Genomic DNA, 11,527 nt, shown 5'->3' with positions numbered 1-11,527 from the left:
GCCTAGGGCTCGTTCCAGTAGCGCCGACGCTCTTCCCACATCTTCTCGCCGATCAGGCAATCATAGGTGCCCTGCGCACGGATGATCTGGGCGGGCGGGGCGAGGCCGGCAATTTCGAGCACCAGCTTGCGCCGCACGGCGGAGGCGAACTCGCTCCACTCCAGCACCGGGATTACGAAGGCTCCGGCGCCGCCGATCACACAGTCGCGGTAGTAGAGATCCAGCCCGCCGATGTCCCAGTGGCCGCCGAGGCCCTCGTTCGTCATCAGCGGCAGCCCGTTAATGGTGATCCCCTTGGCCAAAACCGCATCCCGTGCGGGGGCGATATGGCTGCCCTGATTGTTCGGCCCATCGCCCGACACGTCGATCACCTGGCGCAGGCCGGTGAAGGCGTTTCTCGACATCGAATCGGCGGCATATTCGATGGCCCCCGAAATGGAGGTGCGGCGCATCCCGCCTGCGAAGGTCTGGCTGAGGGCCTCGGCGAAGGCGCGCGCGTCATCTGGCGTCTGGATGATCGTCCATGGCACGATCTCGCGCTGGGTGTAGCTGCCGGCCCATTCCACGTAGGTCACGGCAATGGAGCCCAGAAGGCCCGATTGCACGGCGGTCATCACCTCGTTCGAAAGGATCGCCTCGGCATAGCCGCGTCGCTGGATTTCGACTTCGTTGGGCGTCATCGAGCGGGAGACATCGACCATGAGCGCGAGCTCGACATCGACCTCGATGGGCTGGGCATGGGCGGGCAGGGCTGCGAGACACAGCATGGCAAGGGCGCGGCGCATGCCTTCAATCGTGCAGCACCATTGCGTTCTGTCCAGTCAAAAACGCGGGATCGGGGGCTTGGCAGAGGCCCGGCGCTCTGCAAACATCAAACTGCACGATATTTTGATGCACCCTTTTGCGAACTGGAGATTTCATGCGATATGCACTGCTCGCCCTTGCCATGGGCGCCCCTTTCCTGTCCACCCCCGCAACAGCCGATGAGGTCAGCGACAAGCTGAAGGAAAACCTCGAGCGCTGTGCGCAGTCCAACTGCAAGGTGCCCGATTTCGGCATCAAGGGGCTGACGGCTATTCCGGAGGAGGCCTTCACGATGGAGGGCGTCTACGGGCTGCGGTTGAGCAATACCGACATCACCGATTTCAGCCCGCTGGCCGAGATGAACTGGATCGAAGAGCTCGACATTTCCGGCACCAAGATGGCCGATCTGTCCCCGCTCTCCGGGCTGACCCAGCTGGAAAAGCTGACCATGTCGCGCACCGAGGTGACCGACCTTGCGCCCATCGCCGGGCTGGTGGGCCTGCGCAGCTTCGTGATGCAGAACTCGAAGGTGACAGACATCAGCGCGATGGCGGAGATGAAGGCGTTGGAAAACGTGGACCTTCAGAGCTCGCCGATTGCCGATATTTCACCGCTGGCGGGTATCCAGCATATCGAGCGGCTGCAATTGGCGCGCACGGCGATTACCGATTTTTCACCGTTGGGCGAGCTGAAGGGCACGTGGTCCATCAACCTCGACAGCACCGGGATCGAAGACCTGACCCCGCTCGGCGGACTGACGGCGCTGGCACAGCTCAACATCAACAAGACCAAGGTGACCGATCTTACGCCGATCAGCGGGCTGGTGGGGCTGCGCTACCTCGATGCGCGCGACGTTGCGCTGAGTGATCTCGGCCCGGTGGCAGGGATGCCGCGGATGTATGCGCTGGTGCTTTCGGGCACGCAGGTGGCGGACCTCTCGCCGCTGGCGGAGTTGAAGCTGCTCTACAACCTCGATCTGGCCAAGACCCCGGTGACGGACCTTTCGCCGCTTTCCGGGGTGCATACGCTGCAACGGCTCAATCTCGACGGGTCCTCGGTGACGGACCTGTCGCCGCTGGCCGGGATGCAGGGGCTGAAGGATCTGTCGGTGCGGCAAACCGGGGTGAGCGATGTTTCGGCGCTGGCAAAGCTGCCTGCGCTGGAGCGGCTGAGCCTGGATGACACAGAGGTGGCCGATCTTTCACCCCTGCTGGACATCGAAACGCTTAAGTCTGTGTCGATCCGGAAAGACAAGTACACCGGCGACATGGGCCCGGTGGAGGCGCTGGAAGCAAAGGGCGTGCAGGTGCGTTGAGCCGAAATTACCCCACCCCGTTGCCCGCGAGGTGGGGACTGCTCAAAACTGGTCGACCTGTCCGCCGCCCTGCTGCCAGGGCTGCACGAGGTTGCCGAAGCGGGTGAACTGACTCTCGAAGCTAAGTTCAACAGTGCCGATGGGGCCGTGGCGCTGCTTGCCGATGATGACCTCGGCCTTGCCGTGCAGCCGCGCCATGCGCTCCTGCCATTCGGCCATCTTGTCGAGCTGGTCGTCGGAGGGTTTTTCGCGCTCGACGTAATATTCCTCACGGAAGACGAACATCACCACGTCGGCGTCTTGCTCGATTGAGCCCGATTCCCGCAGGTCGGAGAGCTGCGGGCGTTTGTCGTCCCGGCTCTCGACCTGGCGGGAGAGCTGGGAGAGGGCGATGACGGGGATGTTCAGCTCTTTCGCAATCGCCTTCAGGCCCATGGAGATTTCACCGATCTCCTGTACCCGGTTATCGGCGGTGCCGCGCAGGAGCTGGAGGTAGTCGACGATAATCAGGTCGAGCCCGTGGGTGCGCTTCAGCCGGCGGGCGCGGGCGGCGACCTGGGAGATCGGCAGCGCGGCGGTGTCGTCGATGAAGAGCGGGCAGGATTCCAGCGCCTTGGCGGCCTCGACGAAGCGTCGGAACTCGGCCTCGTCCATGTCGCCCTGGCGGATCTTGTGGCTGCTGATCTCGGCGGCCTCGGAGAGGATGCGCGAGGCAAGCTGTTCGGCGCTCATCTCGAGCGAGAAGAAGCCGACCACGCCGCCATCCACCGCGCCTTCGGTGCCATCGGGGCGCATTCCGCGCTTGTAGGCCTTGGCGATGTTGAAGGCGAGGTTGGTGGCCAGCGAGGTTTTGCCCATGGACGGGCGCCCGGCGAGGATCAACAGGTCAGACGGGTGGAGGCCGCCCAGCTTGCGGTCCATGTCGTTGAGGCCGGTGGAGATGCCTGCGAGCCCGCCCTCACGTTGGTAGGCGGCATTGGCGACGTTGACCGCATCGGTGACGGCCTTCAGGAAGCTCTGGAAGCCACTCTCGGTGCGTCCTTGCTCAGACAGCTTGTAGAGCGCCTGCTCGGCCTCGACGATCTGGTCTTTCGGCTCGGAGGCCACGTTGATGTCGGAGGCCTTGGCGGCAATGTCGCGTCCCAGCCCCATCAGCTCGCGGCGGATGGCGAGATCATAGATGATCTGGGCATAATCGCGGGCGGCGAAGCTGGCCACGGCCACACCGGCGAGCTTGGCAAGGTAGGCGGGGCCGCCCACATCCTTCAGCCCGGGCTCATCCTCGAGGTAGCTCTTCAGCGACACCGGCGTGGCGGCGAGGTTCTTGGCGATCCGGGAAGCCGCCACTTCATAGATCCGCGCGTGAAGCGGGTCGTAGAAGTGATCCGCACTCACCACCATGGCGATGCGGTCAAAGATGTCGTTGTTGGTCAGAATCGCGCCAAGCAGTTGCTGCTCGGCCTCGATGTTATGTGGCGCGGTGTCCTGCGCCTCCGGCCCTTCCGGCCTGAAAGCGGTGATCTCGTTCATGCTGCTCGGTCCCCCTGTGGACTGGGGTCTTCTCAGGTTTGGCGCGGTTTGAGAACCTTGATAACTCGGTGGATAACTTCGGTCTCGGTTGCGTGCACGTTACACGTGCCTACCAGATGTTGTGATTCCAATCGAGCCATCTTGGCCGTCTGTTTCCGTCAAGCTCTAAAGCGGGGAAAGCCGCGATTCCTTGCGCCGGTTCTTCCAGAGTCTTCACAACTCCTCCCCAGAGTTATCCCCCGTTTTCTGCGCGCCACTTCTCCGGGTCGTTCAGGAAGGCCTCGACCCCGTCCAGCGTTTCGGCGTCGAACGTGCCGCGTTCGCGGGCGACGGCCAGCACGTCCCACCAGGTGCAGAGGTGGTGCAGGGTGACGCCATGGTCGCCCAGCGTTTTCTCGGTTTCAGGGAAGATCCCGTAGTAGAAAATCACTGCGGTGTGCGCACAGGTGGCGCCGGTTTCACGGATCGCGTCGACGAAAGAAATCTTGGAGCCGCCGTCGGTGGTCAGATCCTCCACCAGCAGCACACGCTGGCCCTCGCTCATCGCGCCTTCGATCCGGGCGTTGCGGCCGTAGCCCTTGGGCTTCTTGCGCACGTAGGTCATCGGCAGGGCCATACGGTCGGCCACGAAAGCGGCGAAAGGGATGCCCGCCGTTTCGCCGCCTGCGATATTGTCGAAGGCCTCGAAGCCCGCGTCGCGCATGACCTTGACCACGAGAAAATCCATCAGGGTGGAGCGGATTCGCGGAAAGCTGATGAGCTTGCGGCAGTCGATATAGGTCGGCCCCTTGAGGCCGGAGGAATAGGTGAAGGGCTCGCGCTGGTTGAAGTGGACGGCCTCGATCTCCAAGAGCATCCCTGCGCTGATGCGGGCGATGGTGGCGTCATCTGGGTGCGAGGTGGGGATCATGGCGCGGCTCCTTCTTGCTTGGCCGTTCTAAATACGCAAACGCCGGGGCCCGCAAGGCTGAAGGCCGAACTGGGAGCGCCTCCCGCTCAGAGCTCGTCTTCGACGTGCCAGTGCAGCGGACGGCCCGGGTCGAAGACCACCACGGGCCCGTTCTCGGTTTCGATCTGGGGCGGGACGCCGGCGGGCTCTCCCTTGGCGAGCGTGATCGTGGCTTCGTTGGCGGGCAGCCGGTAGAAGGCGGGCCCGTTGAGCGAGGCGAAGCTTTCGAGCTTGTCCAGCGCGCCTGCCTCCTCGAACACTTCGGCCAGGCAGCTCATGGTCACCGGGGCCGAAAATACGCCGGCGCAGCCGCAGGGGCTTTGCTTGTCAGTCGCCAGGTGCGGGGCGCTGTCGGTACCAAGGAAGCAGCGGGAGAAGCCGCTGGTGGCCAGATCAACCAGCGCTTCCCGGTGCTTCTCTCGCTTCACGATGGGCAGGCAGTAATAATGCGGACGGATGCCGCCAACCAGCATGTGGTTGCGGTTGATCATCAGGTGGTGGGTGGTGATCGTGGCGCCGAGGTCGTCGTTTCCGTCCTGCAGGTAGGCGACCGCATCTGCTGTGGTGATGTGCTCCATGACCACGCGCAGGCCGGGCGTCGCGCGGCGCAGCGGGTCGAGCACCGTGTCGATGAACACCGCCTCGCGGTCGAAGATATCCACCTCAGGGGTTGTCACCTCGCCGTGCACGCAAAGCGGCATCCCGATTTCGGCCATTTTCTCCAGAACCGGGCGCACCTTGTCGAAGTCGCGCACGCCGGAGGCGGAGTTGGTGGTGGCCCCCGCCGGATAGAGCTTGACGGCCTTCACGAGGCCGGAGCCATGGGCGGCGGCAACATCCTCGGGGTCGGTGTCTTCGGTGAGATAGAGCGTCATCAGCGGTTCGAAGAGGCCCACGCCGGGCGCGGCGGCGAGGATGCGCTCGCGGTAGGCCATCGCATCGGCCATCGTCACCACGGGGGGCACGAGGTTGGGCATGATGATGGCCCGCGAGAAATGGGCGACGGTCTGGGGCAAGACGGCTTTGAGCATCGCACCATCGCGCAGGTGCAGGTGCCAATCGTCGGGGCGGCGGATCGTGAGGCGCTGGGTCATGAGGCGAGGGATAGCGCGCGCGGGAGGCCGAGGGAAGGGGCCGGTTTTGGGCGTCATGTCGGCCTGGCGCGAATTCGGAAGCAATTTCGGGGGGATGGCGCAAGCTCCGGCGATCGGCTCTGCTGCGGCGCGGCATATTCCAGGTGCTTTCTCTTTGTGCAGAAAGCTGTGCTGCTGCGAAATATCAGCAAATAAACGCCCCTGCGGCGAGATGGAGGCTTTTCGCGGGTGCAGCAATCGCATAGGTTGGGTGCGAGTTCAGCTTGCCCGATGGCAGGCGCTTGCCCGGCTGCGTTCTGACGTGAGCGGGGCTGGATTGGCACAGCAGAGACCCGTGGGCAGACAGCCACGCGGTGAAAGGTAATAGAGGACTGAACGATGAGGCATGCACTCTCCGCAATCGACATGTGGCGCAACAGCGTGGTGCTCTGGAGTTCGATGGTCGAGACCCAGATGGACATCGCCCGGGCTGGTCTTGGCATGATGGATTTCTGGCCCGGCTCGCCGGCAGAGTTCATGACAGGCCCGTTCGGCCTGGCGCCTTCGCGGACGTCGAAAGCCGCGCCGAAGGCCAAACCGGCAGCGAAGGCCAAGCCGGCGGCCAAAGCCGAGGCCGAGATTGTGCCGCTTGGAAAAGAAAGCGCCGGGAAGCCCGCCGCAAAGAAGCCTGCCGCCAAGGCAGCGACGGCGAAGACGCCCGCGTCCAAGCCTGCGACACCCAGCAAGCCCGCTGCGAAGAAGGCGGCCACGAAGGCACCTGCGGCCAAGGCAGCCCCTGCGAAAAAGACGGCAAAGGCCCCGGCTGCAAAGCCCGCGCCGCGCACGGCGAAACCCGCTGCGAAGGCGCCTGCCGCCAAGGCACCGGCCAAGGCAGAGGTGACAAAGAGCGCTCCGAAAGCGACGACGGCGGCCCCCAAGGCCGCGCCGGAAAAGGCCGAAGCCAAGGCGGCCCCGAAACCGGCAGCGAAGCGCAAGCCCGCTGCGCGCAAGGCCCTTGCAAAGACGCAGACCCGGGCGAATCCCGCGGCGGCGAAACCCGAGGTGAAGGCCGAGGCCCCCAAGCCCTCGACCGCCACGAAAGCACCCGAGCCGAAGGCAGAGGCGGCGAAGCCCGCACCGGAGGTCAAGGCCGAGGCTCCGACGCCTGCACCCGCGCCGAAAGCGGAGGCACCCAAGCCCGCCTCTGAGCCAAAGGTCGAGGTTGCGGCATCGGCTCCCGAGGTCAAGGCAGAGCCCTCCAACCCCGCACCGGAGCACAAGGCCGAGGTCGCGAAACCGGATACAGCGGAAAAGGCAGTCTCCGCGTCGCCCGAAGCGGCGAAGCAGAAGACTCCGGATGGGGATGACAAGGCTGCGCGCCGCACTGGCGGAAAGCCCAAGATCACCCTCGCACCGGACTTTGAGCCGCGCTGAGACTTTGGGTCTGGGGGGAGCAGAGGCAACCTCTGACATTTTGAAGCCTTTTGAAGCCTTGAGGGTCCGGTCCACGGGCTCTCCTTACCCCGGAGAAAACCGAAGTGCCGCGTGCAATACCCCTGAACAAGGGCTCGCAATGGCCCTATATCGCGACGGTTCGCCCTGAACGCCTGGCGCTCGAGGTCTGGGCCACCGGGCTGCAGGCCGCGTGGCTGGTGGCCGAAAGCCACTCTGTCATTTCGCACCGGGTGATGGGGCTGTCTGGCCTTGCGCCGCGTGGGAAGGATGAGGTCAGCCGGATGTTCGTCGAGAAAGGCACCGCCTTCTCGGCAGCGGCGATTGCGGGGGCGCTGCTGGCTCTGAGCGGGCGGCGACCCGATGAGGTCTGGCGCGCGATGATGCAACCGCTGCGCTACACGACCGGGCGCAACTTGCGGCGATTGGAGCGGATCCGAAACCTGCACGGAGGGCAGCGCCGCGCCGCGCGGGCACGCCTGGCCGCCGGGATGACGCGGCGTGACTCGGCCTGAGCGCCGCTTGATCTGATGGCCACGGGAAACCGGTGTTGATGGCAGGCCCGATTCGGCGAGCCGTCGGAGACCGGAGATTCAGTAACGAGGGCTTCGCACCTCAGAGGCGGCCCATCCGGCGGGCACTGAGGCGCGCGAGCCGCTCTTCTTCGGCCCGCAGCACGGCCGCGTCCCCTTCCGCGTCCTCGAACCATTCGTCAGGCGGAAGCTGAGACATCCGGGGAAAGCGCAGATAGACCACGCTCGGCCCCTCGGCTTCGGTGCGTTTTTGATGGTCTTTCGGGTCATCCTGATCAGACATGCCGCACCATAGCACGGAAATCTGAGGATTGCCTTGCTGCTTGGTCACATGCCTGCGCCGGAGTAGGGTTTGGGTAACAGTTTTGCCCGGAGGTTTTGCCATATGGGGCCTTTCAAACGCGTCCTGAGCCTTTGCATTGCGGCGGTATCCCTCGCCGCACCGGTTTTTGCAGAGTGTCCGGTGCCGGGTGACATCGTGGAGGGAATCGCCGCGCGCGACGATTCCGGTGGGGTTACCACCTTCCGGCGGGGTGCTGAACCGGGCGAGGTGCTCGAAACCACGCTCTTCGATGACAACTCGGGTTTCTTTCTCCGGTCCGCCGGGGGCCTGCTGGTGAAGGAGAGCTATGATCTGGCGAATGGCGCGCAGGTGGCGGAGACGGTCACGCTGACCTCACTGGATGATGTGGGCGGGGCCTTTCCCGTCGCTGAGGGCGGTCACGTAGAACTGACCGGCGTCGAGACAGTGCCGGAAAATGGTGTGGAAACGCCGCTGACGGTTACCATCGAAGCCGGGATACGGCGCCGCGTGCTCTACGGCGACTGCGCGGTGAGCGCGGTGCCGGTCCGCCTGATCTACACCTATGGCGACGACGCAGATGCCGGGGCGAGCGTGGAGTATCTGGATTACCTGCCGGAGTTCGGGATTGCCCTGTTTCTGGGCACCGGTGAGCTGGGGCAGGCGCCTGACATCTATCGCATCGTGGAGCTCTTCAAGGCACCGCCCGAATAAGCCTTCGCAGATGCGGCGAAGGCTGCGCGAGTTTTCTGCATTGCAGCGAGCGCAACCCGGGCATGCGGGATTGTCTGTGGTGCATCAGGCACTTGGCGGCCTATGTTGAGTGCAAGGGAGGAAACCGAAGAGACAAAGTAGTTCCGGAAAGGTTTCCAGATGGCAACGCAAGCAACCGACATTCAATTCGAACGCCCCAGCCTCCTGGCACGTGTTGGCGCCGGTCTCGACCGTGCCCTCAACGTTCTGGTGAGCATGGCGGAAGCGAACCCACGCATGAAGGCGGTGACCCGCCTGAGTGAGCTGAGCGACGAAGAACTCGCCGCCCGTGGTCTGAAGCGCGAAGACATCGTGCGCCACGTGTTCCGCGACATCTACTACGTCTGACTGGACGCCTGATCGCGGCAGTCACCGGGCAACCGCCCGGCGCGCGGTCAGATACGGGCTGCTCTGTGGTGGGCCGCAGGTTCCGGGAGGGACGGATGCAAAGGGGCTGCCGTTTATTCGGCGGCCTCTTTTCGTTTCAGCGGGTCGGGCAGGCGCCGACCATCCTCAGCCAAAGCGGCCTGGGCCGCTTCGTAGGCGCTACTCAGGCGCGGCCAGTCGAACCGGGCCAGGGCGGCGCGGGCCGCGATGCCGGTGAGCCAGGGCCGTTCGGCAGCATCGAGCGCGTCCACAAGCCGTCGCAGCCAGGGCCCATGCCGATGCCGCGCCCGCCACAGCCGCGCAAACCCCGCACGGCTGAGCTTGCCGCGCAAGGCTGCCCGGAGCATGGGTTGAAGGATGTCCATGTCGTCCAGCTCGGTATCGAGCTTGTTGCTGAGCCACCGGGTGCGCAGGCGGTGAACGTTTGGGGCCTCGAACAGCGACGCATGCATGGCATCCCGGATGAAGTCGGGGTTGTAGACGAGGAAGGCGGTCTCCGCAGCTTCCAGCATGTCCGGCGCGTAGCCATAGCGTGACGTGAAATCGCTGCGGCGCATCTGGGGATAGCGGCGATCCCACGCGGTGCGCGCCGGATCGAGCGTGGCGAGGGGGCGCAGCAGCACGGCGGTCGAGAAGGGGGCTGCCACGGAATAGGCCGCCGCCGCGTAACCGCAGGGGCCGCAGCCGTAGAACACCACCCGGTCGAACTCGTCGAAGAAGCCCTCGTCGATCAGCCCGTCGAAATAGTCATAGACCTTCGGATCGCGGAAGAAGCCATCGGTCTCGGAGTAGAGGCAGAGATGGGAGCAGCCTTCGCGTCCGGCAATCTCAAGGCCGTAGGGCAGGCCGCCCTGGCCCTCGTCGCGGATCTTCTCGGCCATCTCGAAGGTCACGAGAAGGGTCTCGCCATCTTCGGTGAACAGCGCGCCGTGATCGTCGCCCAGCCGCAGGTGGACGCCGTGCTCGGCACCATGTGCGTCGAGCGTCACGCGCCAGCGAGCGCGGCGAGTGGATTCGTTATCCTGGGTCATGGCAGCCCCGGCGCACCCCACGTGCGCGTTCCGGCCTTAACCATAAAACCTTCCCAAGGCGGAATCCATCGCCGCGGCGCGTTGTTGACGAATGAGCGTTAGAAGAACGCCTGTATGCCGGTTTGTGCACGCCCGAGGATCAATGCGTGGATGTCGTGGGTGCCCTCGTAGGTGTTCACGGTTTCGAGGTTGGCGGCGTGGCGCATCACCTGGAACTCTTCGGAGATGCCATTGCCGCCGTGCATGTCGCGCGCCACGCGGGCGATTTCGAGCGCCTTGCCGCAGTTGTTGCGTTTCATGAGGCTGATGAGTTCTGGCGGGCAGTCCCCGGCGTCGAAGAGCTGGCCGGCGCGCAGTGCGCCTTGTAGGCCAAGGGCGATCTCGGTCTGCATGTTGGCGAGCTTGAGCTGGAACAGCTGAGTGCCCGCCAGCGGCTTGCCGAACTGCTTGCGGTCGAGCCCGTATTGCCGGGCCGCGTGCCAGCAGAACTCGGCGGCACCCATCGCGCCCCAGGCGATGCCGAAGCGAGCGCGGTTGAGGCAGCCGAAGGGGCCGGAGAGGCCCTCGGTGTTGGGCAGCAGGGCGTCATCGCCGACTTCGACATTGTCCATGACGATCTCGCCGGTCACGGAGGCACGCAAGCTGAGCTTGCCGCCGATCTTGGGGGCGGAGAGGCCCTTCATGCCCTTTTCCAGCACGAAGCCACGTATCTTGCCGCCATGCTCCTCGGACTTGGCCCAGACCACGAAGACATCTGCGATCGGCGCGTTGGAGATCCACATCTTGGAGCCGTTCAGCACATAGCCGCCCTGCACCTTGGTGGCGCGGGTCTTCATGCCACCGGGATCGGAGCCGGCATCGGGCTCGGTGAGACCGAAGCAGCCGATGAGCTCGCCGGCGCAGAGGCCGGGCAGGTATTTCTTGCGCTGCTCCTCGGAGCCATAGGCGTTGATCGGGTGGATCACCAGCGAGGATTGCACCGACATCATCGAGCGGTAGCCCGAGTCGACGCGCTCCACCTCGCGGGCAATGAGGCCGTAGGAGGTGTAGGAGGCGCCGAGGCCGCCGTATTCTTCGGGGATGGTGACGCCGAGCAGGCCCGCCTCGCCCATCAGCGGAAACAGCTCTGGCGCGACGGTGGCCTCGCGGTAGGCCTCGATGATGCGCGGCGCAAGCTCAGCCTGCGCGAACTCTGCCGCCGCGCGGGAGAGCATCCGCTCGTCCTCACCAAGCTGGGCATCGAGGCGGAAGGGGTCTTCCCAGGTGAAGGTGGCTTTGTCGGACATGTGGTCTCCCTCCCGGTTGTTCGGCGGGCAAGGTAACGGATTGGGCGGCGAGGGGAAGGGGGTGCGGAACGGAGTTTCGCAGTGTGGACGTGTGGCCGGGCATGGCACAGCTC

At 64.9% G+C, this 11,527-nt stretch carries 12 protein-coding genes; 5 read left to right on the top strand and 7 right to left on the bottom strand.

Annotation, left to right across the window (positions count from 1 at the left end):
- Positions 1 to 2: 2 nt before the first annotated feature.
- On the bottom strand, positions 3 to 785 hold the full coding sequence (locus tag DYI42_RS21355; protein ID WP_213548810.1) for a DUF1194 domain-containing protein: 783 nt from the start codon (positions 783 to 785) through the stop codon (positions 3 to 5).
- 134 nt (positions 786 to 919) lie between these two features.
- Here DYI42_RS21355 and DYI42_RS21350 point away from each other — a divergent pair, with 134 nt between their 5' ends.
- A complete protein-coding gene (locus tag DYI42_RS21350; RefSeq protein WP_213548809.1) occupies positions 920 to 2,119 on the top strand; it encodes a leucine-rich repeat domain-containing protein in 1,200 nt (399 codons plus the stop codon).
- 42 nt (positions 2,120 to 2,161) lie between these two features.
- Here DYI42_RS21350 and DYI42_RS21345 read toward each other — a convergent pair whose 3' ends face one another.
- The 3 genes from DYI42_RS21345 to pyrC form a co-directional block, all read right to left on the bottom strand.
- Positions 2,162 to 3,649: a replicative DNA helicase gene (locus DYI42_RS21345; RefSeq protein ID WP_213548808.1), complete on the bottom strand. Its 1,488-nt coding sequence runs from the start codon at positions 3,647 to 3,649 to the stop codon at positions 2,162 to 2,164.
- Positions 3,650 to 3,881: 232 nt separating this feature from the next.
- On the bottom strand, positions 3,882 to 4,559 hold the full coding sequence (locus DYI42_RS21340) for an orotate phosphoribosyltransferase (protein ID WP_213548807.1): 678 nt from the start codon (positions 4,557 to 4,559) through the stop codon (positions 3,882 to 3,884).
- Between the two features lie 86 nt (positions 4,560 to 4,645).
- A complete protein-coding gene (gene pyrC, locus DYI42_RS21335; RefSeq protein WP_213548805.1) occupies positions 4,646 to 5,692 on the bottom strand; it encodes a dihydroorotase in 1,047 nt (348 codons plus the stop codon).
- 378 nt (positions 5,693 to 6,070) lie between these two features.
- On the opposite strand from pyrC, the gene DYI42_RS21330 reads away from it, so the two are divergent.
- Positions 6,071 to 7,105, top strand: coding sequence for a hypothetical protein (locus DYI42_RS21330; protein WP_213548803.1), 1,035 nt, complete (start codon positions 6,071 to 6,073; stop codon positions 7,103 to 7,105).
- A gap of 104 nt (positions 7,106 to 7,209) precedes the next feature.
- Entirely contained in the window at positions 7,210 to 7,638 is a 429-nt protein-coding gene (locus tag DYI42_RS21325) for a hypothetical protein (RefSeq protein ID WP_213548800.1), read from the top strand.
- A 100-nt stretch (positions 7,639 to 7,738) separates the two neighbouring features.
- On the opposite strand, the gene DYI42_RS21320 is transcribed toward DYI42_RS21325, so the two are convergent.
- On the bottom strand, positions 7,739 to 8,041 hold the full coding sequence (locus DYI42_RS21320) for a hypothetical protein (protein WP_213548798.1): 303 nt from the start codon (positions 8,039 to 8,041) through the stop codon (positions 7,739 to 7,741).
- A 93-nt stretch (positions 8,042 to 8,134) separates the two neighbouring features.
- Between DYI42_RS21320 and DYI42_RS21315 the strand changes: the two genes are divergently transcribed.
- Positions 8,135 to 8,671 (top strand): hypothetical protein, encoded by a 537-nt coding sequence (locus DYI42_RS21315; protein WP_213548796.1) that lies wholly within the window; start codon positions 8,135 to 8,137, stop codon positions 8,669 to 8,671.
- 159 nt (positions 8,672 to 8,830) lie between these two features.
- Positions 8,831 to 9,058 (top strand): DUF1127 domain-containing protein, encoded by a 228-nt coding sequence (locus DYI42_RS21310; RefSeq protein ID WP_213548794.1) that lies wholly within the window; start codon positions 8,831 to 8,833, stop codon positions 9,056 to 9,058.
- 113 nt (positions 9,059 to 9,171) lie between these two features.
- Here the strand turns inward: DYI42_RS21310 and DYI42_RS21305 are convergent, their stop codons facing one another.
- Positions 9,172 to 10,128 (bottom strand): phosphoadenosine phosphosulfate reductase, encoded by a 957-nt coding sequence (locus tag DYI42_RS21305; protein WP_213548792.1) that lies wholly within the window; start codon positions 10,126 to 10,128, stop codon positions 9,172 to 9,174.
- 98 nt (positions 10,129 to 10,226) lie between these two features.
- On the bottom strand, positions 10,227 to 11,414 hold the full coding sequence (locus tag DYI42_RS21300) for an acyl-CoA dehydrogenase (RefSeq protein WP_213548790.1): 1,188 nt from the start codon (positions 11,412 to 11,414) through the stop codon (positions 10,227 to 10,229).
- Between the last annotated feature and the right edge of the window lie 113 nt (positions 11,415 to 11,527).

The organism is Vannielia litorea, from assembly GCF_018424695.1.
Taxonomy (GTDB): domain Bacteria; phylum Pseudomonadota; class Alphaproteobacteria; order Rhodobacterales; family Rhodobacteraceae; genus Vannielia; species Vannielia litorea_A.
Note: the sequence above shows the minus strand (reverse complement) of the source record. Positions and strands in the feature narration are given on the sequence as shown.